General features: G+C 69.1%; 28 protein-coding genes and 1 pseudogene. 16 read left to right on the top strand and 13 right to left on the bottom strand.

Annotation, left to right across the window (positions count from 1 at the left end):
- Positions 1-107 precede the first annotated feature (107 nt).
- The 4 genes from ON31_RS25080 (at position 108) to sepX (ending at position 4462) form a co-directional block, all read left to right on the top strand.
- The gene (locus ON31_RS25080) at positions 108-1052 is read left to right on the top strand and encodes a UTP--glucose-1-phosphate uridylyltransferase (RefSeq protein ID WP_039817247.1); all 945 of its coding nucleotides are present in this window, start codon (positions 108-110) and stop codon (positions 1050-1052) included.
- A gap of 43 nt (positions 1053-1095) precedes the next feature.
- Positions 1096-2355 (top strand): molybdotransferase-like divisome protein Glp, encoded by a 1260-nt coding sequence (glp, locus tag ON31_RS25075; RefSeq protein WP_029931178.1) that lies wholly within the window; start codon positions 1096-1098, stop codon positions 2353-2355.
- A gap of 82 nt (positions 2356-2437) precedes the next feature.
- Positions 2438-3088, top strand: coding sequence for a GNAT family N-acetyltransferase (locus ON31_RS25070; RefSeq protein ID WP_039817156.1), 651 nt, complete (start codon positions 2438-2440; stop codon positions 3086-3088).
- A gap of 165 nt (positions 3089-3253) precedes the next feature.
- Positions 3254-4462: a divisome protein SepX/GlpR gene (gene sepX / locus ON31_RS25065; RefSeq protein ID WP_039817155.1), complete on the top strand. Its 1209-nt coding sequence runs from the start codon at positions 3254-3256 to the stop codon at positions 4460-4462.
- Between the two features lie 257 nt (positions 4463-4719).
- On the opposite strand, the gene ON31_RS34880 is transcribed toward sepX, so the two are convergent.
- Complete coding sequence (locus ON31_RS34880; RefSeq protein WP_051037714.1) at positions 4720-5523, bottom strand: hypothetical protein; 804 nt, start codon at positions 5521-5523, stop codon at positions 4720-4722.
- Positions 5524-5987: 464 nt separating this feature from the next.
- Here ON31_RS34880 and ON31_RS35835 point away from each other — a divergent pair, with 464 nt between their 5' ends.
- Entirely contained in the window at positions 5988-6710 is a 723-nt protein-coding gene (locus ON31_RS35835) for a C40 family peptidase (protein ID WP_255222244.1), read from the top strand.
- A gap of 88 nt (positions 6711-6798) precedes the next feature.
- Here ON31_RS35835 and ON31_RS25050 read toward each other — a convergent pair whose 3' ends face one another.
- Positions 6799-8148: a hypothetical protein gene (locus tag ON31_RS25050; RefSeq protein WP_039817154.1), complete on the bottom strand. Its 1350-nt coding sequence runs from the start codon at positions 8146-8148 to the stop codon at positions 6799-6801.
- Positions 8149-8377: 229 nt separating this feature from the next.
- The gene (locus ON31_RS25045) at positions 8378-9889 is read right to left on the bottom strand and encodes a protein kinase domain-containing protein (RefSeq protein ID WP_051037713.1); all 1512 of its coding nucleotides are present in this window, start codon (positions 9887-9889) and stop codon (positions 8378-8380) included.
- A 539-nt stretch (positions 9890-10428) separates the two neighbouring features.
- On the opposite strand from ON31_RS25045, the gene ON31_RS25040 reads away from it, so the two are divergent.
- Positions 10429-10836, top strand: coding sequence for a hypothetical protein (locus ON31_RS25040; protein WP_147287000.1), 408 nt, complete (start codon positions 10429-10431; stop codon positions 10834-10836).
- A 1-nt stretch (position 10837) separates the two neighbouring features.
- Here ON31_RS25040 and ON31_RS25035 read toward each other — a convergent pair whose 3' ends face one another.
- A complete protein-coding gene (locus ON31_RS25035; RefSeq protein ID WP_039817152.1) occupies positions 10838-11890 on the bottom strand; it encodes an aminotransferase class V-fold PLP-dependent enzyme in 1053 nt (350 codons plus the stop codon).
- 183 nt (positions 11891-12073) lie between these two features.
- Here ON31_RS25035 and ON31_RS25030 point away from each other — a divergent pair, with 183 nt between their 5' ends.
- A complete protein-coding gene (locus ON31_RS25030) occupies positions 12074-12850 on the top strand; it encodes a GntR family transcriptional regulator (protein ID WP_039817151.1) in 777 nt (258 codons plus the stop codon).
- Positions 12851-12929: 79 nt separating this feature from the next.
- On the opposite strand, the gene ON31_RS25025 is transcribed toward ON31_RS25030, so the two are convergent.
- The gene (locus tag ON31_RS25025; protein WP_039817150.1) at positions 12930-13595 is read right to left on the bottom strand and encodes a class I SAM-dependent methyltransferase; all 666 of its coding nucleotides are present in this window, start codon (positions 13593-13595) and stop codon (positions 12930-12932) included.
- Between the two features lie 180 nt (positions 13596-13775).
- On the opposite strand from ON31_RS25025, the gene ON31_RS25020 reads away from it, so the two are divergent.
- Positions 13776-15674: a CocE/NonD family hydrolase gene (locus tag ON31_RS25020; protein ID WP_051037712.1), complete on the top strand. Its 1899-nt coding sequence runs from the start codon at positions 13776-13778 to the stop codon at positions 15672-15674.
- Here ON31_RS25020 and ON31_RS25015 read toward each other — a convergent pair.
- Entirely contained in the window at positions 15671-16642 is a 972-nt protein-coding gene (locus tag ON31_RS25015; protein WP_255222243.1) for a GlxA family transcriptional regulator, read from the bottom strand. The two genes, ON31_RS25020 and ON31_RS25015, sit on opposite strands and share 4 nt — an antisense overlap.
- 124 nt (positions 16643-16766) lie before the next feature.
- Between ON31_RS25015 and ON31_RS25010 the strand changes: the two genes are divergently transcribed.
- On the top strand, positions 16767-17372 hold the full coding sequence (locus tag ON31_RS25010) for an isochorismatase family protein (RefSeq protein WP_039817148.1): 606 nt from the start codon (positions 16767-16769) through the stop codon (positions 17370-17372).
- Here ON31_RS25010 and ON31_RS25005 read toward each other — a convergent pair.
- Positions 17362-18171, bottom strand: coding sequence for a dienelactone hydrolase family protein (locus tag ON31_RS25005; RefSeq protein ID WP_039817241.1), 810 nt, complete (start codon positions 18169-18171; stop codon positions 17362-17364). The genes ON31_RS25010 and ON31_RS25005 overlap by 11 nt on opposite strands.
- Positions 18172-18247: 76 nt before the next feature.
- On the opposite strand from ON31_RS25005, the gene ON31_RS25000 reads away from it, so the two are divergent.
- A complete protein-coding gene (locus ON31_RS25000; RefSeq protein ID WP_063821562.1) occupies positions 18248-19312 on the top strand; it encodes a GlxA family transcriptional regulator in 1065 nt (354 codons plus the stop codon).
- Between the two features lie 150 nt (positions 19313-19462).
- Positions 19463-20098 (top strand): winged helix-turn-helix transcriptional regulator, encoded by a 636-nt coding sequence (locus tag ON31_RS24995; RefSeq protein ID WP_039817147.1) that lies wholly within the window; start codon positions 19463-19465, stop codon positions 20096-20098.
- Between the two features lie 158 nt (positions 20099-20256).
- Here the strand turns inward: ON31_RS24995 and ON31_RS24990 are convergent, their stop codons facing one another.
- Complete coding sequence (locus ON31_RS24990; protein ID WP_039817146.1) at positions 20257-20835, bottom strand: hypothetical protein; 579 nt, start codon at positions 20833-20835, stop codon at positions 20257-20259.
- A gap of 18 nt (positions 20836-20853) precedes the next feature.
- Between ON31_RS24990 and ON31_RS24985 the strand changes: the two genes are divergently transcribed.
- A complete protein-coding gene (locus ON31_RS24985; RefSeq protein ID WP_039817145.1) occupies positions 20854-21108 on the top strand; it encodes a hypothetical protein in 255 nt (84 codons plus the stop codon).
- A 28-nt stretch (positions 21109-21136) separates the two neighbouring features.
- On the opposite strand, the gene ON31_RS24980 is transcribed toward ON31_RS24985, so the two are convergent.
- Positions 21137-21349 (bottom strand): DUF397 domain-containing protein, encoded by a 213-nt coding sequence (locus ON31_RS24980; RefSeq protein WP_039817144.1) that lies wholly within the window; start codon positions 21347-21349, stop codon positions 21137-21139.
- On the bottom strand, positions 21336-22265 hold the full coding sequence (locus tag ON31_RS24975) for a helix-turn-helix domain-containing protein (protein WP_255222250.1): 930 nt from the start codon (positions 22263-22265) through the stop codon (positions 21336-21338). The genes ON31_RS24980 and ON31_RS24975 overlap by 14 nt, the downstream gene beginning before the upstream one ends.
- A gap of 190 nt (positions 22266-22455) precedes the next feature.
- On the opposite strand from ON31_RS24975, the gene ON31_RS36925 reads away from it, so the two are divergent.
- Positions 22456-22818, top strand: a complete 363-nt coding sequence (locus ON31_RS36925; RefSeq protein WP_147286999.1) for a hypothetical protein — start codon at positions 22456-22458, stop codon at positions 22816-22818.
- The gene (locus ON31_RS24965; RefSeq protein ID WP_039817143.1) at positions 22805-23107 is read left to right on the top strand and encodes a hypothetical protein; all 303 of its coding nucleotides are present in this window, start codon (positions 22805-22807) and stop codon (positions 23105-23107) included. The genes ON31_RS36925 and ON31_RS24965 overlap by 14 nt, the downstream gene beginning before the upstream one ends.
- A 119-nt stretch (positions 23108-23226) precedes the next feature.
- Here the strand turns inward: ON31_RS24965 and ON31_RS24960 are convergent, their stop codons facing one another.
- Positions 23227-23427 (bottom strand): hypothetical protein, encoded by a 201-nt coding sequence (locus tag ON31_RS24960; RefSeq protein ID WP_029931197.1) that lies wholly within the window; start codon positions 23425-23427, stop codon positions 23227-23229.
- Positions 23428-23704: 277 nt separating this feature from the next.
- Here ON31_RS24960 and ON31_RS24955 point away from each other — a divergent pair, with 277 nt between their 5' ends.
- On the top strand, positions 23705-24394 hold the full coding sequence (locus tag ON31_RS24955; protein WP_081592720.1) for a PAS and ANTAR domain-containing protein: 690 nt from the start codon (positions 23705-23707) through the stop codon (positions 24392-24394).
- Positions 24395-24427: 33 nt separating this feature from the next.
- On the opposite strand, the gene ON31_RS24950 is transcribed toward ON31_RS24955, so the two are convergent.
- Positions 24428-24817, bottom strand: a complete 390-nt coding sequence (locus ON31_RS24950) for a hypothetical protein (protein WP_157533769.1) — start codon at positions 24815-24817, stop codon at positions 24428-24430.
- Positions 24818-24913: 96 nt separating this feature from the next.
- Positions 24914-25630, bottom strand: coding sequence for a histidine phosphatase family protein (locus ON31_RS24945; protein ID WP_039817141.1), 717 nt, complete (start codon positions 25628-25630; stop codon positions 24914-24916).
- Positions 25631-26039: 409 nt separating this feature from the next.
- Between ON31_RS24945 and ON31_RS38445 the strand changes: the two are divergent.
- Positions 26040-26581 (top strand): annotated as a pseudogene (locus tag ON31_RS38445) (Tn3 family transposase); the annotation flags it as partial.
- Positions 26582-26857: the final 276 nt, after the last annotated feature.

The raw sequence follows: 26857 nt of genomic DNA, 5'->3' as shown, positions 1-26857 counted from the left end.
GTGACGTTCGACGCGCTCGTCACGGTTTCGCCGCATAGGCTCTCCGGCATGTCGGAGCGCTGTCGAACGCGTCTTCGGCCCAGGTGACGGATGGATAGGGTGTGTTCATGACAGCAGATGCCGGACAGTCCGGGAACGGGTCGTGCTTCCGCACCGCGGTGGTGCCCGCGGCCGGACTCGGCACCAGGTTCCTGCCCGCGACCAAGACCGTGCCCAAGGAACTGCTACCGGTGGTCGACACCCCCGGTATCGAGTTGGTCGCCACCGAGGCCGCCGACTCCGGCGCGAGCCGACTGGTCATCGTGACCTCGCCCGGCAAGGACGGGGTGGTCGCGCATTTCGTCGAGGATCTGGTCCTCGAGGGCACGCTCGCCGAGCGCGGTAAGTTCGCGCTGCTGGAAAAGGTGCGCAAGGCCCCGGCCCTGCTCGACGTCACCTCCGTCGTGCAGGAGGAGCCGCTCGGGCTGGGACATGCGGTCGCGCAGGCGGAGTCGGTGCTCGACGACGACGAGACGGCCGTCGCGGTGCTGCTGCCCGACGATCTGGTGCTGCCCAGCGGCGTGCTGGCCGTGATGAATCGGGTGCGCGACACCTTCGGCGGCTCGGTGCTGTGCGCCATCGACGTGCCCAAGGATCAGGTGAGCGCCTACGGCGTGTTCGACGTCGATCCGGTGGCGGGCGGCAATCCGAATGTGCTGAAGGTCAAGGGCATGGTGGAGAAGCCCAAACTGGAGGACGCCCCCTCGACCTACGCGGCGGCGGGCCGCTACCTGCTCGACCGCGCCATCTTCGACGCCCTGCGCCGCATCGAGCCCGGCGCGGGCGGTGAGCTGCAACTCACCGACGCCATCGCACTGCTGATCGCCGAGGACCACCCGGTACACGTGGTGGTGCATCGTGGGTCGCGCCACGATCTCGGCAACCCGGGCGGCTATCTTCGTGCTGCGGTCGATTTCGCTTTGCAACGCGAGGAATACGGCCCCGCCCTACGCGAGTGGCTGGAACAGCGCCTGCGTCCGGATTGGGATCCGCAGCCGACCTCGTACGAATGATCCGCGTGACCGGTTGGGTCGGGTTGGAACGAGGAAGGGCTGAATGCGCTCGGTTGAGGATCAGCAGATCAAGGTGACCGCGGCGGCCGTCGCGCCGCGCCCGGTACGGGTGGCGATCTCCGAGGCTCAGGGACTGCTGTGCGCCGAGGACGTGGTGACCGAGCGCCCGCTTCCGGGCTTCGACCAGGCGGCCATCGACGGCTACGCCGTGCGCAGCGTCGACGTCTCGGGTGCGGGCGCCGATATCCGGGACGAGGACGGCCATCCCATCGATCTGTCCCTGCCGGTGGTGGGAGAGGTGGCGGCCGGATCGCGGCAGCCGATTCGCCTGCAGCCCAGGCAGACCGTGCGCGTCGACACCGGCGCCCCGCTGCCCACGCTCGCCGACGCGGTGCTGCCGCTGGACTTCACCGACGGCGGCCGGGCGCGGGTGAAGGTCTACGAGCCGGTGCGCACCGGCGACTACGTGCGCCGCATCGGCGACGATGTGCAGCCCGGTGATCTCGCCGTGCGCGCGGGCACCATCATCGGTCCGGCGCAGGTGGGCCTGCTGGCGGCGGTCGGCCGCGACAAGGTGCTGGTGCATCCGCGCCCCCGGCTGTCGGTGCTGTCGGTGGGCGGGGAACTGGTCGACATCGACCGCACCCCCGGGCCCGGTCAGGTCTACGACGTGAACTCCTATGCCCTGGCCGCCGCCGCACGCGACGCCGGAGCCGATGTGAACCGGGTCGGCATCGTGAGCGGCGACGCCAAGCGGCTGCGCGATGTGGTCGAGGGGCAACTGGTGCGTTCCGAGGTCGTGGTGATCGCGGGCGCGGTCGGCGGTTGGGCCTCGGAGCAGATCCGGGAGGCGCTCGAGGGCCTGGGCGAACTGGAGATCACCCGCGTCGGCATGCATCCGGGCTCGGTGCAGGGGTTCGGGCGTTTGGGGCGCGATGAGGTGCCCACCTTCCTGCTGCCCTCGAATCCCGTCGGCGCGCTGGTGGTCTTCGAGGTGATGGTGCGCCCGCTGATCCGCATCGCGCTGGGCCGCCGCCACCCCATGCGCCGCATCGTGAAGGCGCGCACCATCCTGCCGATCTCCTCCATTCCCGGGCGGCGCGGTTATCTGCGCGCCCAACTCATGCGCGACGAGCAGACCGGCGAATATCTGGTGCAGCCCCTGGGCGGCCCCAACGGCGCGTCCTCGCACCTGCTGGCCACGCTCGCGGAGGCCAATTCGCTCATCGTGATCGATCCGGAGGTCACCGAGGTGCGCACCGGTGACGAGGTGCGGGTCGCCTTTCTCGCGCAGCGTGGGTGAGCGGCGGCATGAACGGGTCAGGCCCGAAGGAGGCAGCTTGCGTAACCACGCAGGGCCCCCGGTCGTGCCAGATGGGCACAGCATGAATGTCTTCCGGGCTGGTCAGCATCCCGGGTGGCCCGCTCATCTGGGTCCGGTGCGGGTGGCGGCCGGGCGCGTGACGCTGCGCCCCATTCGTTTGCGGGATGCGAGCGCCTGGAGCCGGATTCGGCTGCGTGATCGAGAACACCTGGAGCCGTGGGAGCCGACCGGGCGCGGCTCCTGGGAGGCGCGCAATCACGCGTCGAACTGGCCGGCGCTGTGGTCGAGTCTGAAGGCCGAGGCGCGGCGCGGCGCGATGATCCCGCTCGTGATCGAGGTCGAGGGCCAGTTCAGCGGTCAGCTGACGGTCGGCAATATCGTGCGCGGCGCGTTGCGCTCGGCCTGGATCGGCTACTGGGTGTCCAAGGAGGTGGGCGGTCAGGGCGTGGCCACGGCCGCCCTGGCGCTGGGTCTGGACCACTGCTTCGGTGAGGTCGGGCTGCACCGCGTGGAGGCCACCGTGCGCCCGGAGAACCTGGCCAGCCAGGCGGTATTGCGCAATGTGGGGTTCCGGGAGGAAGGGCTGCTGCGGCGCTACCTGGACGTGGACGGCGCGTGGCGTGACCATCTGCTCGTCGGCATGACGGTCGAGGAGGTGTCGGGCACGGTGGTGAATCGCCTCATTCGTACCGGACGGGCAACCCCGGGTTAACTCCTGTGACTAGTGTGGCGGGTGTGGACGGCGCGCCTGCCGGGAATTCCTATGTTGCCGAATTAGCCTACGGACGTCGGTGGTGCGCCTGTACCACCATGCGGCGCATGTCGAAGGGACTGCTGTCGAAGGGACTGGGGCCTGGCGGGACGGAGGTGGAGCACGATGCCGAATTCGATCTTGTGGATCGGTCTGGTGGTGCTCTGGGTATTCGTGCTGTTCCCCATGCTCGCCGGACGGCACCCGCGCATTCGGCAGACCACCGACGCGGCCCTGGCGACCCGGGTGTTGCATCGTGGTGACGCCAAGCGACTCATCAGGAAACGGCCCGCCGCCGGCCACGACACCGACCCCGACTATGTACCCACCCGGAGAGTTGAGCATCCCCACACCGATGATGCGGAGGATCGGATGACGAGATCGGACGACGAGACCGCCACCGGCGACGACGATTTCGAGGCCGACCGCGAAGTCGATACGGTTGTCGCGCCGAACGCGGAGTCCGGCGCGGACCTCGACGACGAGTTCGTCGACGCGGACGAGGATCGGGTGGAGGCGGCCGACGAGTTCGATGCCGATGGCCCCGCGATCCGCGACGAAGCCCCGGTCGACGCGGACGATGTCGACGATGACGAGCGGGATGCCGCCTACGAGGCGGATATGCTCGACGACCCCCACTCCGACTACGACGCCGAATCCGCCCCCGACTATGCCGCCGGATCCGCTTCCGGCGCGGACGATTCCGACCTCGCGGCGGACGACGAACCCGTTCCGGCCGCCGCGCGGGCCACGGCCGTCATGGCCCGGATTCCCGCCGCCCCCACGCCGGAACCGTACGACGAGGACGAATCCGAATACGACGAGCGGGATTTCATCCCCTCGCGGCGCGGTCGCGGCGGCTACGACCCGGAGGCCGATGCCATCGCCCGCGCCGCCCGTTACCGCTTCCGCCAGCGGGCCGTGCTCGGACTGGCTTGCAGTGTGGTGCTTTTCGCCGCGGGCGGGCTGCTGGTGTCGTCGCGGGTGTGGGGGCTGTGCGCGCTGTCCGCGGCCGTCCTGGTGGGTTATCTGGCCTACCTGCGCAAGCAGGTGCGGATCGAGGAGGATATCCGCCGCCGCCGCGCCGCCCGTTTGGCCCGCAACCGCCACCGCGGGGACGCGGACGACGACGAGGAGGAGTCTCCACGCCGCGTCGTCGATCACCGTTCACCCGACCGGGAGAGCGCGCGCACCCGACTGCGCCGCGCCACCCTGCTGGAACCCGACGACGAGGATCCGATGTTCGAGCATCTGGAGATGTTCGACGCCGCAACCGCCCGTGAAACCCGCGAGCGCGCCGCGGGCGCCCGCATGCGCCGCGCGGTGGGCGAGTAGACCACCCGATCTCCCCGCTGACACCGAGGCCCCGTGTTCCAGGTCGGGGCGCACGCAGTGATCCCGCCTTTCGGGTCGCGGGCACTGGACTAGTGCCCGATCACCGAACGTGTCCGCCCGAGTCGAGGGGCGCGGACGAGCCGCTCGCCTACTCCGGGTCGCGGTACGGCGGATCGTTCGAACCCGGACCGGGTGCGACGGGGCGCGCGGCCGGTCGCACGGACGCGTGTACGGCCGCGGCACCGCGTGGTGCGTCGTCAGCCGATCTGCTGCTCGATTCGTTCGGCCAGAGTCCGCAGTGCGGCGGCGAATTCGCGGGCGGCGGCGGGGTCGCCGCTGGACTCGCGGACCGCGCGGCGGGTGAGGGCGGCGAGGCGCGCCTCCATCGCGGCGAAGGGTCCGGCGCGGCGGGTGGTCGTGGATTCGGGGCGGTCGCCGCGCTGCCAGGCGCGCAGTCGTTCGACCACATCGGCTTCGTCGAAGCGCGGCGGCAGCAGCGCCACCGCCTCGCGGAGAGTGGCGGCGGTGATCTTGACGTTCTCGGCGGCGAGGGTGGTGTAGACCGTCACGGCCGCGTCGTCGCCGTGCTCGGCCGCCACCGGCAGCAGTTCGCGAATCTGGCCCTCGTTGATGGCGGGTGCGTGCCGGTGCAGGCGCGCGGCCAGCGGCCAGGCGCGAATCAGCTTGTGGGCGTAGGAGCGCCGCATATCCCAGCGCTGCTCCACATAGTCGTCGAAGGTCGCGTACCCAGTGCGGTAGAGGCGGCCGTCGCGGACGATCTGCAATGCCCGACCGGCCGACCAGAATGCCTGGCGCAGCGTATCGATCGACGATTCGCAGGCGGCCAGCTGCGCGTGCTCGCATTCGCTCAGCGGTCCCTCACCCGCCGCGAGCGAGGGTAATTCCAGCACGGTGGGAGCGGCCTCCTGTGGCGGCGGTACCGTGCCCAGCCGAATGGCTGTCGGGCTGCCCTCCGCAATGCCGTCCTCGAATTCCGATCGCGGCCATCCGATATTGCGCGACGGCGGGTATTCGGCACTGTCGGACGAGGATTTCCGCATCAGGCCGAAACCTCGTCCAGGAGACCGTCGCGTGCGCCGAACTCATCGCGTTCACGGGGGATTGCCGCAGTTCCAGGGGGTTTGATCATGAACAATCCTCCAAAGATGAGGAGCGTCGGCGGATGCCGGAAAAGTCTCGCATGCATGCGTGCGATGCCTCCGGATTGGGCGCCGAAAATCGCCGTGACGACCGGATTCTCGTGCCTGCCGCCCGGGCCGCTGTGTCCAATTGGACACAGCGATGCGCCGCATTGTGGTGCGTTACGTTAGTCGTTCGTTACCGAAACTCGCGTGTCGGACTGTGTATAACCCTGTGAACAAGCGAACCATGCAATGTCGAAGTGTGGATGTGATGAGTGTCAACCGAGTAGCTCACAGCTCGATCGGAGGACTGCATCATGGAAACAGGCGGAGACAGACAACGGTTTCGTTTCTTCGCACGGCACATTTCTTGGCGGCCACTGGTGGTCGGGGCGCTCGGCGCCGCGGGCCTCGCCGTGGCTCTGCTCTACTCCGCTGGTTCGGCGAAGGCCGAGCCGGTGGCGGTGCCCGGCTTCGGCGTCATCGAGATCCCGAACGAGATCGCGGGCAGCTTCGGCTTCGGCCCGAGGCCCGCGCCGGGCGCATCGACGTTCGATAACGCGCCGGGCGTGCTCACCGTCCCCGACGCCGGCCCGGCGGCCATGGCACCGCCAGCGCCGCAACCAGCCGCCGCCCCGGCGGCTTCCCGTAGCGTCACCGTCGCGGGGCTCGGCACGTTCCCCGTGCCCGACGGTGTGCCCCCACTGGTCGGCATCCCCGGTGTCACCGACAATCCGGCCCCCGTGGCGGTTCCGGACCGTGCGACCACGGGGGAGCGGGCCGTCGAGGCCGCCCGCTCCAAATTGGGCACCGCCTATCGCATGGGCGGTACGGGGCCGGACTCCTTCGACTGCTCCGGTCTGGTGCAGTGGTCCTACCGCGAGGCGGGAGTGGATCTGCCGCGTACCAGTCAGGGCCAGTTGGCCGTCGGCACCCCGGTCGGCGTGGACGAGCTCCAGCCTGGCGATCTGGTGTCGTTCTACGGCGGCGGGCATTCGGCGCTGTACGCGGGTGACGGCCGGATCATCCACGCCGCCACCTACGGCGTCGGCGTCACCGAGACCGAACTCGGCGATATGCCGATCACCGGTGCTCGCCGGTACTGACCGATCGACATCCGATGGCCGGAACGCCGACGTCCCGGTCGGATACATCCGACCGGGACGTCAGCGATTGCGCTCAGGAGCAGCCGGTTCAGTTCCGGCGCTGCTTGGTGGTGCGGGCGCGACGGCGCTCGGCCTGCATTTCGGCGAGTTCACGCTCGAGGTCGTCCGCGACGCGGAACTGACCCGTGTCGTAGATATCGCTCGCGTCGGAGCCGTCCTTGTCGTCCTTGTTCTTGCCCGCGATCACCGGCGAGCTGATGGTCTCGGCCCAGATGGCGTCCAGCTCGGCGGCCGCAGCGGCCGACGCGCGGGTGGTCTCGGCCGCCGTGGTGCGCTTCTCCGGCGCCGCAGGGGCCGGGATGGTGTTCGTGGCGGCGGTGGCCGACGCGGTGCCGTTGCGCTTGGGTGCGGCACCGTTCTTCGTGGTCGCCGGGGTGCCCTTGCGGTCGGCCGGGGCGGCCTCGAGGGCCGGAGTGCGGCCCTTGCCCGCGGCTTCGGCATCCTCGGCGGGAACCGTTTCCGCGTCCAGCACCGGATCTTTCGGGCTGCCCTCCTTGGTCTCGGTGCGCTCGGGTGCCTTCTCGACGGCCTGGTGCGGCGCGGTCATCTTGTAGTCCGCCATGGTGGAGAGCCTGCGCACCTGTAACTTCTGCCGGATCTGCTCGGCCGGATCGGGCAGGCCCCGAATCTGTTCGGTGGCATGGCCGATGGCTTGGCCGTAGCGCGCGCTGACGGCATTGTGGATGAGCAGCGCGACGCCGATCATGACCGGCGCGACGGCGTGCACCGCGGTCTCGTACCAGTCCCCGGCGGCCACGTACGGGTAGGTGTTGAGGCCGACGGTCAGTGAGAGCAGGGCGAATTCGGCGATGTGCACCTGGCGGCGGTTCTCCAGCACACCCCATTCGGCCACCTTGTTGGTGCCGATCATGATGATGATCAGACAGACGCTGATCATGCCTTCGAGCAGGTAGCTGAACCAGAACAGCGGATTGCCGGGGCCGCCGGGCGCGATGTTCTGCTGCACGTTGACCGCGGACCACAGCATGCCCGCGCCGACCACGCCGGCCAGGGCGCGCAGGGACCACGCCCGGTGCTTGTAGAGCGAGGCCAGTTTCGCATGCGGGCTGGATTCGCGTCGCTGCGCGGCGATGGCCTTGCGCGCCATCAGCAGATCTCGCATATCGGCCTTCTCGATCTCCTCGCCGGTCGCCCTGGCGCGGTCGGCCGCCGCCGCGGTGGCCTGGACCTGCTTCCATCGCTGTTCGCGGTCCTGGATGCGAATCCGTTCGGCCAGCTCCCGTTCGGCAGCCAGCTCGTCTTCGGACAGCGCTTCGGTCAGGGCAGGATCGAACTGATACGCCAGCCGTCCCCGCGCCTTCTCGACGCGATTGGCTAGCTGCGTGACATCGTCCTCGAACGGAAACTCGATCGTCATATCTCCTCCCGCAGCAGACGATCCGACCCTGGACAGGTGTTCACGAGTGGCAATCGCACATGCCATTAATAGTCGATGGCTCGCTCAGACGAAACTGGGGATTTGCCCTCAGTCCAGTCCGTCTCGGCGTGCCGCGCGCGACACGCCCAACAATCGCTCGATTACGCACCGTTAGGTTCGGTCGGATGACCTGCAACGAAACGGACATAAAGGTTTCGGATCGCGCGTGTCAGGGTACGAGCTCCGTGCTGTCGATCCGGTACGCGTCATCCGCCCGCACCAACTGAGCCCGCCGGGTTTCGGTTCCGGTCCGACCGTCGGCGTAGCGGAGTGAGAGTCGGTAGGTGACCGTCAGATCCGCCGGATTCGGACTTACCTCCGAAACCGTGACGGAACCGACTGTGCCCCAGAAGTCTTGATACGCGGCGTAGCCACCGACGAAGTCCTGATAGCGCGGTGTCAGGCGGGCCCACGCGGCGGCGGTGTCGGACGGCAGCAGGGCGTAATGGTCGCGGACGTAGTTCGCCAGCCCGACAGCGCTCGACTCCGGAGTGGCGACTTCGGTGGTCGTGTCGGCCCGCCACGGGCCCAGTGCGGGCGCGGTCGGTGTCAGGGGCGGTGTCGTCGCACCGGTTGTCGCCGCGACCGTGGTCGTCGCCAGCGGCGGCGGGCCCGGACTCGCGCTGCCGGTCGGCCCCGCCGAGGACGACTCGCGGTCCACGAGCAGGCCGATCACCACCGCCGCCACGAGCAGCAGAGCGACCCCGGTGCTCACGGCCAGCACGGTCCGGCGGGTCGACGCGCCCGGTGTCGCCCTGGTGCGGGTCCACACCGGATGCGAATACGGCGGGGTGGGTGGGGGCGCGGGCGTCGTATCGAGTTGCGTGGCGGCCGTTCTGGACGACCCGCCGCCCGCCTCGGCCACGCCGCCCGTCAGCGCCTCCCGCGCGGCCGCGGCCAGCGCACCCGCGGACGGATAGCGCTGCGCCGGGTCCTTCGCCATTCCGTGCGCGATCACCTCGTCGAAGGTCGCCGGAATCCGCGCGTCCACCAGCGAAGGACGCGGCGGCGGTTTCGAGAGATGCGCGGCGATCTGCCGTTCCACACTGTCCCCGGGAAACGGCTTCGCCCCGGCGAGGCATTCGTAGAGCACGCAGGCCAGCGAGTACACGTCGGCCCGGCCGTCGCACTCGTCGTGCGCGAGCCGCTCGGGAGCCATGTACGCGAAGGTGCCGACCGCCGCGCCCGTGGTGGTCAGGCTGCTGTCGTCGCCGCCGCGTGCGATCCCGAAGTCGATGAGGTACGCGAAACCGTCCGCGGTGGTGAGCACATTGGAGGGCTTCACATCCCGGTGCAGCAGCCCGGCCCGGTGCGCGGCATCCAGTGCCGCGGCGATCTGGCCGACATAGGACACCGCCGTGGTCGGGGACATGGGGCCGTCGGTGGCCAGCCGGGTGGACATGTCGATGCCCTCGACGAGCCGCATGTCGAGGAAGAGCCGACCGTCGATCTCGCCGTAGGCGTGGATCGGAATGATGTGCGGCTCGGTCAGTTTGGCGGCCGCCTGCGCCTCCCGGCGGAATCGCTCCCGGTACACGGGATCGTCGGCGAAGTCGGGCGGCAGCACCTTGAGTGCCACCACACGATCGGTCTCGGTGTCGTAGGCGCGATGGACCTGCCCCATTCCGCCCTCGCCGAGCAGTCCGAGGAGGCGATAGCGCCCGAAGACAGTTCCCTCCACCCCGACAACCCAACCACACTCGCCGCGAATCCCACAGTGCCCCAGCGACGATGCCGAGGCCCGCAGCCGTCGCCCTCGTGGGTGGAGGATCCCGTCGGCGGGCAGGTGCGCCTGCCGATGGGGTATCGGCCGCCCGGCCTCGCGGCAATGGCCCGGACGCTACGTCGTGGGCGCACTGCCCGAATTGCCGTTCGCCACGGCAGCTTTCGGAACGTCCCGGCGGCAGGAGCCACGCGTCCGCGACGATGTGCGCTCCGGCACCCTCGCCGAACTCGCGGAGCACGGCTGCGAGGGGCTGGTGGTCGGAGCTGAAATCGCTGGTGAGTGGGCTTGTTCCCGATCGGCGGCGGAAATCGACGGCCGGGGGTGCCGTGCGAGGCCGCAGCGTGGGGCGCGGCGGGCGCGGAACGCTCAGGTAGCGAGTGCACCGCGGTGCGCACCGGAAAGCGGCGACTACGCGAGCATCCCGCCCGCCAGGGGGCTGATGCCCACGGTGTTGGGGTCGTGTCGGGGTGGCGGCGCTCGCATACGGTGGCGTCGTGAAGGCGAACGGGGTGTGGCAGGAGCGCGAACTGTCGGGGGTGGCGGAAATGACGTCGCGGCGCTTCCTGACGCCGGAGGAGGTCCACCACGTGGCCAGGGCGCAGCGGGGTTCCGCCGCGGCGCTCTCTGGGGAGCCCGCGGGCGCGCGGGAACGCGAACCGGCGCACCGGTTGCGCGGTCTGCTCTACCGGCTGGTGTGCGGGTCGAGCGTGAACGCCGGCGGCACGCCCCGGCACAAGGCGGCCCCGGCGCAGATCGTCGCCGAGTGGCGTCCGGTCGCGGCCGCGCTGACGCTGTGGGGATTGGCCCGCTGGATCGGGCCGGACACCCTGGAGGCGACCGAGGCCGGGGTGGAGTGGATCGCCGCCGATCTGCGGCTGCGCGGCGTGGAGCTGACGCCGTGAGCTAGCCGTGCAGCACGTTCAGGGCGCGGTCGACATCGTCCTCGGTGTTGTACAGGTGGCAGGCCAGTCGCAGCCGTCCGGCGCGCAGCGAGCCCACCACCTTGGCCGCCCGTAGCCGCTCCAGCGTGTCCGGGGTGACGGCGAGCGAGACCACCGCCGAATCGCCCTCGGGCAGGCCCAGACCCGCGCGCAGCCGGTTGGCCAGTGCGACATCGTGGCGGTGGATGGCCTCGATGCCGACGGCCTCGATGAGGTCGAACGCCGGGCGCTGCGCCAGCACGGCGGGCCAGACGGGGGAGACGTCGAAGCGGCGGGCGTCCTCGGCCTGCCGCAGCGGGCCGTCGTAACAGGTCTGCCACGGATCGAAGCCCGAGTACCAACCGGCGGCCAAGGGGCGCAGCGTGTTCAGTGCCTCGTCGGTGCCCGCGAGGTAGGCGGTGCCCTTCGCGCCGAGCAGCCACTTGTATCCGACGCTGACCACCCAGTCGGCCCCGGTGTCGTGCACCGGGTACCAGCCCGCGGCCTGGCTCAGATCGAACAGCGTTCGCGCCCCGTGGGTTCGGGCGGCGGCGACGGTGGCGGGCAGATCGAGCACCGCGCCGTCGGCGGACTGCACCGCCGCGGCGGCCACCAGATCGTCCTGCGGGCGAACGGCTTCCGGGAGATCGGCCAGTGCGGCGGTGCGCACATGCAGCTCGGGCCGGGCCAGGAACGGCCACAGCACCGAGGTGAACTCCCCCTCGGGCACGAGCACGTGCGCGCCCGCGGGCAGGCTCGCGGCCACCAGGCCCACCAGTTGCGACACCTGCGATCCGAGGGCCACCTGATCGGCCCGCATTCCGATTAGTCGCGCGAACGACGCCCGGCAGGAGGCGGCCACGGCGTCGACGGCGGGAATGTCGAATTCGCCGCGCATGCGTTCCCGTTCGGCGGCTCCGGCCGCGTCCACCGCGGTGACCGGCATCAGGCCGTAGCTGGCGGCGTTCAGGTAGGTGACGGCGGGTGCGAATGCTTCCCGGACCGAGGACGGCAGCAGGGCGGATTCGGCTGGCATCCCCTCATCGTGCGAGCGGCCGGGCGGCGGCGACAAGAGCCAGCACGGCGAATCTGGCCCGAATCGCCGGTTGTATAGCCCGGCGCGCCGGGTTGTGCGCAGCCCCACGCCCGGATGTGGCGGTGAGTTGCTCCCGGGGCGCTAGACTGTCTCAGACGTTGAATCGGCAGGAAGGACGATGCGATGGGAGCCCAGACGGTGGTCGCCGATGTCGCGGACGAGCTGGCTCGTCGCGTCGTCGCGGGGGACTACGAAGCGGGTGACCTCATGCCCTCGGTGCGGCAGGTCGCGGAGGAGTTCGAGATGAACCGGGCCACCGCGCAGCTGGTGCTCGGCAGACTGGAGTCCTACGGGTTCGCGCAGGCGTATCGGGGCAAGGGTTTCGTGATTCGGGATGTGCGCGCGGACGGGGGCGCGGAGGTCTACCGTCGGGTCTTCCAATTGTCGCTGGGCACGCCCGAGGTGGCCGCGGAGATGTTCCGCGACATCGTGGCCGAGGAACGCGGCATCGTCCTCGATGCCCTCGTGGCCTACACGGACGGCGCGGAGCGACTCCATCCGGGCGAGCTGACGGCCGCCGTGGACGAGCTGGAAACCCTGGCCCGCACCCCCGAGCCGGATCATCGCGCCATGCTCGCCCTGGAACTGGATCTGGTGCGACGGCTGCTCACCGTGCTCGACCACGGTCTGCGCCGGGCCGTGCTGAATTCCATCGGCGAGACGGTGCTGGACGTACCCGCGGCGGTCGCCGCGTACTACGCCGCCGGACCCGACCTGCACGTCCTGGTGTGGCGGGCGCTGCTGGCGGTGTGGGAGTCCGACGGCGGGCCGAGCGCGGCGCAGCTCGCACTGTTCGAGGACCTGTTCGAGATGTACCACGCCAAGGTGGTCGCCCGCTTCGCCGAACTGGTCGGGGCATCGGGTGAGCCGGAGGCGCGGCGGTCGGTGCGCACCGCCTGAGTGTTCGGAGCCGCGCCGGGCAGCCGCGCCGACCGCACTCACGGTGTGCCGCAGGACTGCTCCGGACCGCAGCGGCGTGTCACAAGCGGCGCAGGCGGGCCAGCCAGGCGGCCACGTTCACCCGACCGTCCCGTACCTGGAGTCCCTGTGCCTCTTCCGCCACCGGTTCGGTGACCCGGCCGAGATAGCGGGACGGGCTCAGCTCCTCCAGTTCCCAACCGTCGGTGAACGATTCGCGGATGATGTCGTCGCCGATGCGGGGGCCGATGCCGGGCTCGCGATTCGACAGCGCCAGGAGGTGCAGCCGCCCGCCGGGCTCGCACACCGAGTGCAGGCTGCGCACGTACTCGGCGCGCAGTTCCGGTTCCTCGCCGAAGATGTGGAACAGCGCGCTGTCGACGATGGTGTCGAAGGCGGGTGGTCGCCCGTTCACGGCGAGTGCCTCGGATTCGGCCAAGCGCAGCGCGTCGGCCACGTCGAAGCGCGCCGACGGCACGCCCTGTGTCGCGGCGTTGCGCCGCGCGTATTCCACCGCGCTGGGGGACAGGTCCACCCCGCGCACGTCGTAGCCCAGGCGGGTGAGCAGGATGGTGTGCTCACCGGCCCCGCTGCCGGGGTCGAGTACCCGCCCGCGGATCCAGCCCGCGCGCTCGAGGGCCACGATGGCGGGCTGTGGTTCTCCGATCACCCAGGGCGCGGTGTCGTTGTCGTAGACGGCATTCCAGGTTTCGACTGACGGGTTCATGCGGTCGAGCCTCCCCCCTCAACCTGGGTTGAGGTCAACCCGTGACGGAACACATAACGGACCGTAATCGTCTGAGACGGATGAATCAACCAGTAGACAGGCACATTCGCTCGACATTACCGTTGATTAATCGGCGATCGGGCCATCGTGGCCCAGACAACGATGTCGAGAGGATGCTCCATGGCCGCGCCCATCACCCCGGCTCCCGTACCCCTACCGCCCGACACCCGGTTCGACATCGGCCCGGAGCGGTATCCCACCGTGCACGTGGACACCACGGTCACGATCCCCATGTCGGACGGCGCGGTGTTGTGCGCCGATCTGACCCGACCCGCCTACCGGCGCACCGAGGTGGTGCCCGAGGCGTTTCCGGTGGTCGTGAACTTCACGCCGTACAACCGGATGGGCAATCGAGTCGCCGGGCGGTTCGGGCGGGTGGCGCGGCGTGCGGGAAACGCGGTGCGGCCGTCGGATCGGCGTCGCTTCCGCGGCCGCGACCTGCTGCACACCCCGGCCGGGGGCGCGGTGGACGTATGGGCGTCCAACCGCACGCTGGTGTCGCGCGGATACGCCGATCTGGTGGTCGATGTGCGCGGTACCGGTTCCTCCACCGGCACCTGGGATTTCTTCAGTCCGCGCGAACATCAGGACTATGTCGAGGTGCTGCGGTGGATTCGGGAACAGCCCTGGTGCGATGGACATCTCGCGATCACGGGCATCTCCTATGGCGGCATCGCCGCCCTGATCGCGGCGGGGCAGCGGCCGGAGGGGCTCGACGCCGTCTTCGCCATCGTCGCCGGTGAGGACCCGGTGCGGGAGCTGGGGCTCACCGGCGGTGTGCCGACGCCCGGCATGGCGGTGTGGCTGGCGGCGGTGAACGCCGGGAAGTTCGTGCCCTCCCCGCGCGGCATGGTCCGCAACCAGGTGCTGCGGCCGTACCTGCGGGATCGGTTCCGCTATCCGGCGAGCGGTTTGGGCTTGGCCGCCCGCATCGCCACCGGCGACGGTCATCCCGACGGCTTCCTCAACGACCGGTGGGCGGCCCGGCTGCCCCGTTTCGAGGACGTCACGGCGGCCACCTGGATCCACGGCGCCTGGCACGACGTCTACAACCGCTCCAACTTCCACATGTTCGACCGGCTCGCGTTGACCGACGGCGCCAAGCAGGTGCTCGTCGACGACGGCTACCACATCAGCGTCGGCAGCGGATTCGGCGCGGCCGGCAACCCGCCCGCCCTGGACGAACTGCAGTGCGCGTGGTTCGACAAGTGGCTCAAGGGAATCGACAACGGCATCGACGGGTACGGGCCGGTGACCGTGCGGCGGCAGGGCGGCGGCGGATGGGTGTCGCGGACCCGGTTCCCTGATCCCGCCGCCGAGGTGCGGCGGCTGTACCTCACGGCGCGGCCGAGCGGCGCCGCCGACCACGCCGACACCGATGCCTCACTGGATTCCCTTCCGCCCGAGGAGATCACCCGGTTGCCGCTGCCCACCGCCCGCGGCAGCCTGGCCTCCGGCAATACCGCGCTCATGTCCCTGGGTCTGGCCACCCTGTTCGGCCGCCGCTTCGGCACCGACGACCGTCGCGCGGAGGCCACCGCCGTCACCTTCACCACCGAACCGCTGGATTCCGATCTGGTGCTGTCCGGTCCGCTCACGGTGCATCTGCGAGTGGAAGCCCATGGGACGGACGCCTTCTGGTCGGTCACCGTCACCGATGTGGAGCCCGACGGTACCTCGGCCGTGCTCACCCGGGGCGCACTGCTGTCCTCACTGCGCGCGATCGACGAGCAGCGCAGCCGCTACGTGAACGGGGAACTGGTGTTCCCGCATCACACGCTGCGCGCGGATTCGGTGCTGCCGGTGGTGCCGGGGGAGCCCTTCGACATGGATATCGAGATCAACGCCACCGAGGCGGTCCTGCGCGCCGGTCATCGCCTGCGCGTCGCCGTGGCACCCACCAGCGTCCCCCGGCACTTCCTGCCGCCCACGGTGAAACGAAAGATCAACGGCCAGACCATAGTTCTCGACCCCGACCATCCCAGCTACCTCACCTACCTGGCGGTGTCCCCGGACTAGCGCCGCCCGGAGACCGGCTCCGGCCCCCGGAAGGCGCCGCGATACGCCGAGGGCGTGGTGCCGAGCGTGCGCGCGAACTGTTCGCGCATGGTCACCGCGCTGCCGAACCCGCACCGCTCGGCAATGCGTTCGACGGTGAGGTCGGTGGTCTCGAGCAACCGCTGCGCCAGGGCGACGCGCTGGGTGGCGATCCAGTCACCGGCGCCGGTGCCCATGGTCTTTCGGAAGTGTCGGGTGAAGGTGCGGCGACTCATGGCGGCATGCGCGGCCAACCGGTCGACGGTCAGCTCCTCGTTCAGATGCTCGATCGTCCAGTGCAGCGTGGCCGCCAGCGGATGTTCCGAATCCGTTGGCGGCAACGGGTGTTCGATGAACTGCGCCTGTCCGCCCGCCCGATGCGGCGGCATGACCAGCCGTCGCGCCACCCGATTGGCGAGTTCGGCGCCGTGCTGGCCGCGCAGCAGATGCAGGCAGGTGTCGATGGCGGCCGTGGTGCCCGCCGAGGTGACGATATCCCCGTCGTCGACATACAGCGATTCCCGATCCAGCAGCACCTGCGGAAATCGCCGTGCGAACACCTCGGCCCACTTCCAGTGTGTGGCGGCGGGGCGACCGTTCAGCAATCCGGTGTCCGCCACCACGAACGCCCCCAGACACAGCCCGACCACCCGGGCGCCACGGTCGTGTGCCGTCCGAATCGCCGTGAGTATCTCGGTCGGCGCGGCCAACTCCGGATCGGGCCAGCTCGGCACGATCACCATCGCGGCGTCCGCGATCTCCTCCAGGCCGAAACCGGTCGACACCGTGAACCCGGCGGTCGTCACGATCGGAGCCGCGTCGGGCGTGCACACCCGGACCTCGACCGGCGGCAGCTCCGACGACGGCTGCTCGGCCCCGAACACCAGACACGGCACCGACAGGTGGAACGGATTGATCCCGTCGAACGCCACGACCGCGATCACATCCACGGCGACCCTTCCGCTATCGATGGCCCGATTCCGTCGATTGTAGGCACGTAAGCCACTGTCGAGTGCGTTCGGGATGCGCGATCGTGAACTCCGTCAAGTTCACCCACCGAAGGGACACACCGAGATGACCAGTGCCGCACCGACTCTGCGCACCGTCAGCGGCCTCGACTCGCAGCCGCCCCGGCTCGCCGAGGCCACGCTGGTGATGATCGACTTCCAGAACACCTACACCACCGGCGTCATGGCGCTCCCGGACGCCGACGCGGCCCTGGCCGCGGCGGCGCGGCTGCTGGCGGCGGCCCGGGACTTGGGCCGCCCGATCGTGCACATCGTCAACGACGGCGGGCCCGGCGGCCCGTACGATATTCGCGCGGACATCGGCGCGATCCACCCCGCCGTAGCGCCGCTGCCGGGGGAGCCGGTGGTGGTCAAGCGGGTGCCGAACGGATTCCATGACACCGAACTCGCGGATGCGCTGCGCCGGCTCGGCTCCGGAACGGAGTTGGTGCTCGCCGGATTCATGACACATATGTGCGTGCAGTTCACCGCGGAGGGGGCCTGCTACCGCGGCTACCGACCCACCGTCGTCGCCGACGCGACCGCCACCCGGCCGCTGTCGGGTCCGGACGGCACCACGGTGTCCGCGGCTGATTTACAGACCGCCGCCCTCACCGCCATCGGCGACCTGTTCGGTGTGGTCGTGCCGTCGGTCGACGCGCTTACCCCGTGAGTCGCTCGGTGAGGAAGGCGATGATCTCGTCGCGCGCCCGCGTGGTGGGCTCGCCCTCGGCGTCGACGAGGTGGGCGGTGACGACGCTGTGCGGGCTGGCGACATGCTGGGCGAAGAAGGGCGGTGGGGCCGGATTCGCCGCCGAGTCGGGGAGGACGCGGGGTTCGAAGCGGGGGCCGAGTGCCGCGGCGTAGGCGGCGAAGCGCTGGGCGGTGCAGAAGCGGTCACCCGCGAAGCGGCAGGCGCGCACGGTGAGGTCGTCGCGGTCCAGGCGCTGTCGGATGGTGGACAGCTCCTCGGGGGAGATCTCCAGTCCGCCGGGATCGTCGAGGGGGAGCGAGGGCTGGCACAGGACCGGCGCGAGCGTCGTGGGCTCCAGCATCATGGTGAGTGCGAAATTGCCGGTGAAGCACATGCCCAGCGCGCCGACGCCCGGTCCGCCGCATTCCTCGTGGGCGAGGCGGGCCAGCGCGCGCAGCCATCCGGTGACCGCGCTGGACCTTCCCGCGCCGAACGCGCGGAATTCCGCACTGACACAGACCTTCCGGAAAACCTCGGCCCCTTCGTCGGCGTGTGGATACGCGCCGTCGCGACCGAACAGCGAGGGCAGGTAGACGGTGAGCCCGGCGGCGCGCACCCACCGCGCGAAGCGGGCCACGTCCGGACTGATGCCCGGCATCTCCGCCATCACGATCACCGCGGGGCCGGTGCCGCTCACCCGGACCGTACGGGTGGTGTCGTCGAGGGTGATCTCCCGGCGCGTGAAGTCGTCGAGCGGATCATCCGAGGAATGTCTCATCACGATGTGCACCCTGCCGGTGTCGGACCGGCTCCACCATTGACCGGAACGCCATACTTCGGTCTAATCTCGCCATATGATCACCCACCTGGTGTTGGACGGAGTGCTGGAGGGCGCGCTGGGGTTGGGGATCGACGTCGTCGATACGGCGGCCGGGTTCGCCGACGATCTCCGTCTGCGCCAGCGGGTGGTATCGGTGGACGGCGACCCGGTGCGGTCCGGCACCGGGCGCGATATCGCGGTGACGAATCGTATCCCCCTGGTAGGCAATGAATTCGGGCCGGGCGATGTGCTGGTGCTACCCGGTCCGTCGGCCGCCAGCGCATCCCGCGTGCGCGCCTTGCTGGCCCGCCCCGACACGCTGCGCGCCATCGACCTGATTCGCGACGCCGCCGCGAACGGTGCCACGGTGGCCGCCTCGTGCTCGGCCACCTTCGTGCTGGCCGCCGCCGGTCTGCTCGCGGGGCGCGAGGCGACCACCACCTGGTGGCTGGCCCCGCTGTTCACCAGGATGCATCCCGACATCACCGTCCGCGCCGACCGTATGGTGGTGGACGGCGGCTCCGTCCTCACCGCTGGCGCGGCCTTCGCGCACGCCGACCTGGTCCTCGCTCTGCTGGCCCGGCTGTCCGGTCCCGATCTGGCTCACCGGGTGGCCCGCTACCTGGTCCTGGACGCCCGCATGTCGCAGTCGCGCTACATGGTCCTCGAGCACCTGCGCGCCTCCGACCCCACTCTGCGCGCCGTCGAACAACATGTCACCACCCATCTCCACCGCCAACTGACCCTGACCGAATTGGCCAGCGCCGCAGCCGTTTCCCCGCGCACCCTGACCCGCCGCACCCACGAGCATCTCGGCATCACCCCCACCGAATTCGTCCACCGCCTGCGCGTCGGCCACGCCGCCACCCTGCTCACCACCACCCGCGACCCCATCGACGCCGTAGCCGCCGCCGTCGGCTACGCCGACCCCGCCGCCTTCCGCCGCATCTACCGCCGCCACACCGGCGAAACTCCCACCACCACCCGCTCCCGCGCGAACCATCAAGCCTCCGAACGGATCTCGTCGCCCGTCGTGGACGGTGCATCGGTGATCGACCGGACTCCTCGGTCGATCACCGGCCGCTCACGCCGTCGATGAGCTAGCGGGCGATGTCGGCGTACCCGGCGTGGCGGGCGGTCTTCCCGATCGTGTGGACGAGTGCCCAGCGCGCGCCAGCACCCTGGATGATCCCCGGAGTATCGTGCAGTCAAGCAAGATGCAAAAAGTCAAGCGCGGCGGAGGAGGGCCATGGCACAGCGGTCCTACGGTCAATATTGCGGGCTGGCGCGGGCGCTCGATGTGGTCGGCGCGCGGTGGAGCCTGCTCATCGTGCGGGAGCTGCTGGTCGGTCCGGCGCGCTACAACGAGCTGCTGAGCGGGCTGCCGGGGATCGCGACGAATCTGCTCGCCTCCCGGCTGCGGGAGCTCGAGGAAGTGGGCGTCGTCGCGCGCACCCTCGACACCGAGAGCAACGGTGTCGCGTACACGCTCACGCCCTGGGGCAGGGAGCTCCGCGATACCGTTGCCGCGCTGGTGAAATGGAGCACCCCGCTGATGATCTCCGGTCCGGGCGACGACACCTTCCGCGGATACTGGCTGGTGGTCGCCCTCGACGCGCTGCTGCGCGACCGGCGCACCGACGCGCCGACGACCATCGGGTTCACCGTCGATGACGAGACCGTCGTCGTGCACGTGGACGAGACCGGCGCGAGCGTCGAGCGCAGCCGTGGCGACGAGCCCGACACGGTGCTGCGCGGGGATTCCGCCGTCGTGTTGGGGTTGGCCTCGGGCATGCTCACCGTCGAGCAGGCGCTCGCGGCGAGTGAGTTCCGGGGCCGGAAATCGGACCTGCTCACCGTATTCGGGGGCGCTCGAGTGCGGTAGTCGAACGTGTCGGCATTCGAGTCGGGTGCGAACCCGACCCGTCTGCCGGGAGTGTGCGTCGTGGGCGGTCTGTCGCCCGGAACGTGCGCGCCATCCGAGGTCGCCGAGATCAGCGCCGCGGTAGTCCGTGCGTGATCGGGGCCGGTTTCGGACCGACGTCAGGTGTTCGGTGGGTCCGGCACCCGCACCTCGATCTCGCCGCCCAGCTCGAAACCGTTCTCCAATCGCAATTCGTCCCCGCTCCAAAACCGGCCCGGGTCATACCAATTGGGGCTGCGGCGCTGCGGTAGCAACCCCATCGGCGGTATGCGGATTCGGCCGCGCAGCCAGCGTCCGGCGAGGCTCGCGGTGGACGGGAAGGGTGTCCCGTCGAGCCGGGCGATGGTGCGCAGCAGGCTGTCTTCCATCTCGCGGGTCACCGGACGATCCAATTGCCGCAACCAGGCCCGCTGGCCGTAGCGGTGCGCCCACACCAGCACGGCGTCGCGCAGATTGTGCAGTTGGACGCCCCGATGCGCCGTACCCGTCCACATATCGGGCAGCGACCGACCGAGCTCCGCGTGCCAGATCAGCGCGGGCAGATCATCGAGCACCACCGACATGCCGACATGGTTCACCGGACTGTTCGTCGTCATCCGAATCGCCCGATCGGCCGCCGAATACCCACGAAACAACCAGATGTCACCGGTCCTGGTGAGCTCGATCGCCCGGTCGAGTCCGATGCTCGTCCCCGTCATGGACGTAGCCTATGCGGTATGAGGTGGTGGAAGGCAGTGGGATTGGCGGGTGCGGCCGGCGTCGTGGCGACCGGCGTGGTGATCGTGCGCGCCGAGCGCCGCCGCCGCGCGTACACCCCGGACCAGGTCCGCGAACAACTGCACATCCGGTACGTGCAGGCGACCGCGGCGGAACAGCCCCCCACCGTCCCCGCGTCCGAGACCCCCGTCGGCGTCCGCGCCCGAATCCGCCAGCGACTGCGCCGCCGCAAACCACAGAACCCGTCCGTCTAGGCGACGCACCCGAAGACCGCATCGCAGATCACGCCGGGCGGTCGAACTCCCCGTGTGCCGTGCTCGCGGTGAAGGCATCCCACGCGCCGGGGGTGAAAACCAGGGCCGGGCCGGTCGGATTCTTCGAATCCCGCACTCCGACACGGCCTTCGGGCAGCCACGCGATCTCGACACAATCGCCTTGGCTGCCGCTGTGGCTACTCTTGAACCACGCGGCTCCGGACAGGTCAATGCTCGCCATGCTCGAACTCCTTCGTAACCCGGCGAATGAGATTCCGGGTCGGTGTGTCCTCCAGCGCCGTGCTTCGGATAGCCGAAGCCAGCTCACTATAGAGTCGCACTTCGTCCGGCTTTTCCAGATACACGTCCTGAGTAGGCCCGCCCTCGATGTACACGATCGGCGGTTCGCCGACGCCTCCATCGGCGGCGTCGAACTCCAGAACAGTGAACGATCCACGTGGCATTCCCCAGGTCAGCCCGGCAGTGTAGGGGTGAATTCGCAGGGTGACGTTGGGCAGCTTCGACACCTCGGCGAGGTGACGCAGTTGAGTCGCCATGACGCGCGGGCCGCCGATCACGCGGTGCAACGCAGATTCGTGCAGTAATACCTCCAGCAGGACGGGTCTCGTCTTGCGAGTGACGATGGTCTGTCGTCTCATCCGATGCTCGACGCGACGGTCGATATCACTGGCGTCGGTGAAACCGGGATACGCACCGATCACGGCACGCGCGTAGTCGGCGGTCTGCAGCAGGCCGGGGACGTGTTCGTGGTAGGTGATCAGCCGGTACGCGGCGGCCTCGAGTCCGGTGTACATATTGAACGCCTCGGAGTACAGGCCACCGTAGGCGTGATACCAGCCTTGGGTCCGAGCTAAAACAGCCAGGTCGATGGCCGCGGCGGTGTCGGCGGGACCGACACCGTATACCTCGCACAGCGCGCGCACGTCCTGCTTGCGCACCTTCTGAGTCTGTCCGGCCTCGATGCGCTGGAGCGCGGATGTGGACAGGTCTACCAGGCTTGCGGCAGCAGCGAGGGTGAATCCGTTGGCGTCACGCCACTCCCGTAGGAACCGGCCGAGTTGTCGGCGTGGAAGCGTTGAACTCGAGGCTACTTCAGCAGGGTCGTCGTCATGTGCGGTGGCCATCGCGTGCTCCATCACGGTCGAAATCGGGTCGAGCCGGTCGCGGAATCGGGTGCTGCTCACAACATTTTCGGATTGGCACATGGGAGTTTGGACGAATCTTCATCGGATACCCGGTTTCACCCTAACCCTGTACGGCTCGGTGGTGTCCTGAATCGAGCGACGACAGGGAGGTATCGAAATGTCCGGCTATAACCCGTGGTCGGTGCAGGCGATCATCGACCGCATCGAACGTGAGAGACGGCAGACTCCCCAGGCTGAACCGGCGACCGGCGCGACCGCCCCCATCGGGTACGCCGTGCGTGGATTGGGGTCGTGCCACACAGATCCGGGTGACCTGACGGCCGACCGGGCCCACCGCGCCATGCAGGTGCATCTCGCATGCGGAACGGATCGCTGTCGAGTCCGGCGGCGCGCCCGCGATGCGCTGGTCGCGACCGGACGGATGGTGCTCGATCCGCGCGCCACCCCCACGTCCGTCACACCCTCCAGGTCCTGGCTGGCACACGTGCGGAACCTGTTCGGCTACGGCGCAACATTTTTCGGCGGCCGCCATGCCCTGCGATGACACCGACCGAATCGAGATCCAGGTCATCGTGGACGTCCTCGACACCATCGACGCCCGATTGCGCGCCCGCGAACGCCACGGCTGGCGCCTGACCGTCCCCCGCACTCACATCTACGCCGCTGTCCTGCACGCGGTCATCCGCAGTGCCCGCGCTACCCACATCTTCCCGCCCACTCTCGACCGCGCCGCCGTCCTCGACACGATCTTCGACGGCATCGAACCGTCCGCGGTCGGCGAGGGCTGCCCGGTCACCGCCGCCATCGCGGATCACACCGTGAATACGAACTGAATACGGGGTCCCGCGCAGTTCGGCGCGATCACTGTGCGACAGAACGACTTTCAAGGGCCTACCGCTGAACGCGGTGCGCGGGCCGGGGGAGTCTGTACCCGGCCCGCGCGATGACGCGGTCAGTGGCCGCCGTGGCTGTGCTGGCCGCCCTTGACCTTCGCCTCCTGCGGCTGGGCTTCGGCACCCTTGCGCCCGGCCTCGTGCGGGTCGGCGGCGTTGGGTTCACCGAAGCTGCCGGTGCTGGCCTGTCCGCCCTTGCTGGCCGCCTCTGCGGTGTCGGAGCGGTTGCCGAACTGTCCGGGGTTGTTCGGATCAGCCATGTGTCACACCTCCTGTGTCGGGAGTTATGAAGTGGATGCGCCCGGTGTGGCCATCCACGTTCAGGCTCTACCCGCCGAGCGACGAACAAACCATCAGCTACTCGAGTAACAGGTCACTGCACCGGTTCGGTGATGTGCCCGCGGCCGCGGCGTAGACAGCGCGAACGGGGATAACCCATCGATACCGGTCGGGTTGAGAAACCAGCCCACCGGTCCCGTGCAGCGGTGGAATCCCGAGGAGGACGCCGAGGCGCGCGCGGAGGGTCATACTTGCGTGATGACAGATACTGTCGACCCTGCTCGAAACGCCTCGCCGTACCCGGGCACCACCGGTGAGCCGAACCAGCTCACCTCGAACGAGCGAGGGTTCGGCAGCTTCCGCTTCTGGTTCGCCACCCAACGCTGGGAATGGTCGCCCGAGGTGTACCGCATGCACGGCTACGCCCCCGGCGAGATCGAACCGACCACCGAGCTGCTGTTGGCGCACAAGCATCCGGACGATCGCGAACAGTTCGCCGAATCCATCGCGCGGTCACTGACCAAGGGCCAGCCCTTCTCGAGCCGCCATCGCTTCCTCGACACCGCCGGCGTCGAGCACCGCGTAATGCTGGTCGCCGACCACATCCTCGACGCCACCGGCACACCGGTCGGTACCTCGGGTTACTACATCGACCTGTCCGACACCCTCGCCGAGGCCGAACGCGAAACCCTCGACACCGTGATCCCCGAAGTGGTGGAGAACCGCGCGGCGATCGAACAGGCCAAGGGCGTCCTGATGCGGATGTACGACATCAACTCCGACCAGGCGTTCAAGGTCCTGAAATGGCGCTCCCAGGAAACCAACACCAAACTGCGCGACCTGGCCGAAGCCCTGCTCGACGCCCTCCCCCAACTCCCACCCCCACCCCCGAACACCGTGGCCGCATTCGACCACCTGCTACTCACCATCCACGAACAGATCCCCTGACGCCCCGGACGACCAGTCTTCCGCGTCCCCTCATCACGGCGTCGTCGACGGGATGCGCACCGATTCCGCGACCGTCCGCTCGGCAGCATCGGGCAGGCTGCAGTTCTTCGTGACCATCGTCGTCGCCGCCCGCAACGCCATCGACGGCCCATCACCCTCCACCGCCTCGAGCTGCCAGCCCGGCTTGTTCTGCACCGCCCGCTCGACCGCATCGAATTGCTCGGCGCTGCTCATCCGCAAGAACTCAGCGCAGGTGACGGGCGACGCCTGCTCGTCGGCGCTCGATTCGCCGGAACCGCAACCGGTGAGCACGCCGAGAGCGGTCGCACCGCCGAGCACGAGGTGGAGGAGATACGGCTGTCGTTGGCAACGCATGCCCGTACTGTAGGTCAACGCTCGTCGTTCACCGCTCTCGAAAGACATTGGTAGGACTCGGTATCAGTACTACCGTCTCCGCCCGCCGACCCCCATCAGGCGATCGGTGGGTGCCTGATGGGGGTCGGCGGGCGGAGGACGCGCTCAGGCAGCGGGGCTGCCGTCCCAGGACACGAGCTTCCAACCCTTGCCCGGCTTCCCCTTCACGACCACCCGTCCGGTGTTCTGAATCGGGTCGGTCTGCAGTTTGCTCACGTCCACGTTGTCGAGCGACATCACCGCCCAGACCATCATGGCGCCGCCGTGCGAGAAGACCACCGCACGCTTGGTGCCGCGATCCTGGATGCCCTGAATGGAGGCGTCCATCCGCTGCTTGAACTCATGGCCATTGATCGAGCCGGGGATGCGAGCATCCAGGTTGCCCTGCATCCACTGGAGCGGAGCGGCGAAATAGCCCCGCATCGCATCCCGCTCCGGGGTGCCCTCGTAGATCCCGGCCTCGATCTCGTGGAAGCCGCTCTCGACGACCGCTGGACGATCACACCGCTCCGAGACCGGCTTCGCCGTCTGCTGGGTCCGCACCATCGTCGAGACGTACACGCCGTCGATGAACTTGCAGTCCCCCAGCGCCCCGGAGACAGCCTCAGCTTGTACCCACCCCTTGTCGGTCAGCTCAGGACCGGGGACGGAGGTGTCGATGAGGCCGGACGCGTTGCCGGCCGACTCCGCATGACGGATGAAGGTCAGAGTCATTTCACCAGGCGGTGCCGCTACCGCGGTACCGCCTCCAGCCGCCACAACTGCCACCGCCGCGACGACCGATCCGACCATCGTGGACAGGCGGGATGCGATTGATTGCATGGATACTCCTCGAGTGATGCGGCCCACACCGGATAGCGATATGGCCTGCTCAGGGACGGTAGGTCCGGGTGCCGACGGCCGCAAAGAGGTGTCCCGGTGAATGGGTTGACCCAATCCGTCGAGCCCGATGCGACGAATCAACCGCACACCGGGCGACCGATCTGCCGACGGGCTGGCCGACACTCGCGTCGCCCTCATCAATATCGGGCAGTGTCGGAACCGATTGCGGCGACTTGGAGTGGAGGCTGCGGGGACGTTCCGTCCCTAACCTGCGTTCGAGCAGCACATCGCTGCCGTGGGTCGGCGCTGACCGGTCGGTTGGCGGTGACCGGCGTGGTGTTCAGCTGGTCGGGGGAATCGAGGACGAGGTATGCGTAGTCGCGCCACGTATTGGTGAGTGCCGTTGCGCGGTGCACGAGGACTCGATCGGGAACAGCGAGAGCCCGATGTGTACCTGGCCGCAGCGATTGCGACCGCTCGCACGCCCCTGGCCGCCCTCGATAGCTCGTATTCGTATCTGCGGAAGTTCACCCCGGCGGTGTTGTCGGCGGTCCGGTTCGTCGGCGACACCGCTGCGACGGAGTTGCTGACCGCAGTGAATATGCTGCGCGAGCTGAACGCGACCGGTCGCCGCAAGGTGTTCGACGACGCGCCAACAGGGTTCGTGCCGACCAAGTGGCGCTCCGGTTGCGGGACGGCCTGCGCAGCGGGGATGTGTTCGTGCCGGGGTCGCGCCGCTACGCCGATCCGGCCGCCTACCTGCTCACGCCGCAGCAGTGGGAGCCGCAGCGCGACGAATTCTGCCGGCTGGTCGACAAACCGGCCGACCCGGCTGCCGCGTTGGCCGCGCTCACCGACGAATGGCACGGCGCGGTCGGAGAGTTGGCGCTCGCCCAGCTCGGGCCCACCGGTTACCGCCCGTTGCGTGTCCGCGACACCTCTTCTGACCTCGACCCGATGCTCATGCCATCGCTCATCAACGGCCTGTAACCAGCCGAGCGGTGCGTGTTCGGGGGCGATTCATTCTCTGCAAAACCTGTTGGTGAACCACGGCGACCACTGTTACCTTTTCGGAGGCCGTGCAAGAGACCGAGGAGGTGGTACCCGTGAACGCAGTATCGACATGGGTGCTCCCCTCGTGGATCATGGTCGGGCGATAGGTCGTCCGGGAGCGCCGTTCACCAGCACTCCCGAAAGGCACTATCGTGCAATTCAATTCCGAAAACC

This window comes from Nocardia otitidiscaviarum NBRC 14405, assembly GCF_000308635.1.
Lineage (GTDB): Bacteria > Actinomycetota > Actinomycetes > Mycobacteriales > Mycobacteriaceae > Nocardia > Nocardia otitidiscaviarum.
This window is presented reverse-complemented; position numbering and strand designations above follow the sequence as displayed.

Coding starts and splice junctions, on each gene's coding strand:
- ON31_RS25080 (WP_039817247.1), top strand. CDS start 108: ATGACAGCAGATGCCGGACAGTCCGGGAACGGGTCGTGCTTCCGCACC.
- glp (WP_029931178.1), top strand. CDS start 1,096: ATGCGCTCGGTTGAGGATCAGCAGATCAAGGTGACCGCGGCGGCCGTC.
- ON31_RS25070 (WP_039817156.1), top strand. CDS start 2,438: ATGAATGTCTTCCGGGCTGGTCAGCATCCCGGGTGGCCCGCTCATCTG.
- sepX (WP_039817155.1), top strand. CDS start 3,254: ATGCCGAATTCGATCTTGTGGATCGGTCTGGTGGTGCTCTGGGTATTC.
- ON31_RS34880 (WP_051037714.1), bottom strand. CDS start 5,523: ATGCGGAAATCCTCGTCCGACAGTGCCGAATACCCGCCGTCGCGCAAT.
- ON31_RS25050 (WP_039817154.1), bottom strand. CDS start 8,148: ATGACGATCGAGTTTCCGTTCGAGGACGATGTCACGCAGCTAGCCAAT.
- ON31_RS25035 (WP_039817152.1), bottom strand. CDS start 11,890: ATGCCAGCCGAATCCGCCCTGCTGCCGTCCTCGGTCCGGGAAGCATTC.
- ON31_RS25030 (WP_039817151.1), top strand. CDS start 12,074: ATGGGAGCCCAGACGGTGGTCGCCGATGTCGCGGACGAGCTGGCTCGT.
- ON31_RS25025 (WP_039817150.1), bottom strand. CDS start 13,595: ATGAACCCGTCAGTCGAAACCTGGAATGCCGTCTACGACAACGACACC.
- ON31_RS25020 (WP_051037712.1), top strand. CDS start 13,776: ATGGCCGCGCCCATCACCCCGGCTCCCGTACCCCTACCGCCCGACACC.
- ON31_RS25010 (WP_039817148.1), top strand. CDS start 16,767: ATGACCAGTGCCGCACCGACTCTGCGCACCGTCAGCGGCCTCGACTCG.
- ON31_RS25005 (WP_039817241.1), bottom strand. CDS start 18,171: ATGAGACATTCCTCGGATGATCCGCTCGACGACTTCACGCGCCGGGAG.
- ON31_RS25000 (WP_063821562.1), top strand. CDS start 18,248: ATGATCACCCACCTGGTGTTGGACGGAGTGCTGGAGGGCGCGCTGGGG.
- ON31_RS24995 (WP_039817147.1), top strand. CDS start 19,463: ATGGCACAGCGGTCCTACGGTCAATATTGCGGGCTGGCGCGGGCGCTC.
- ON31_RS24990 (WP_039817146.1), bottom strand. CDS start 20,835: ATGACGGGGACGAGCATCGGACTCGACCGGGCGATCGAGCTCACCAGG.
- ON31_RS24985 (WP_039817145.1), top strand. CDS start 20,854: ATGAGGTGGTGGAAGGCAGTGGGATTGGCGGGTGCGGCCGGCGTCGTG.
- ON31_RS24980 (WP_039817144.1), bottom strand. CDS start 21,349: ATGGCGAGCATTGACCTGTCCGGAGCCGCGTGGTTCAAGAGTAGCCAC.
- ON31_RS24975 (WP_255222250.1), bottom strand. CDS start 22,265: ATGGAGCACGCGATGGCCACCGCACATGACGACGACCCTGCTGAAGTA.
- ON31_RS24965 (WP_039817143.1), top strand. CDS start 22,805: ATGCCCTGCGATGACACCGACCGAATCGAGATCCAGGTCATCGTGGAC.
- ON31_RS24960 (WP_029931197.1), bottom strand. CDS start 23,427: ATGGCTGATCCGAACAACCCCGGACAGTTCGGCAACCGCTCCGACACC.
- ON31_RS24955 (WP_081592720.1), top strand. CDS start 23,705: ATGACAGATACTGTCGACCCTGCTCGAAACGCCTCGCCGTACCCGGGC.
- ON31_RS24950 (WP_157533769.1), bottom strand. CDS start 24,817: ATGTCTTTCGAGAGCGGTGAACGACGAGCGTTGACCTACAGTACGGGC.
- ON31_RS24945 (WP_039817141.1), bottom strand. CDS start 25,630: ATGCAATCAATCGCATCCCGCCTGTCCACGATGGTCGGATCGGTCGTC.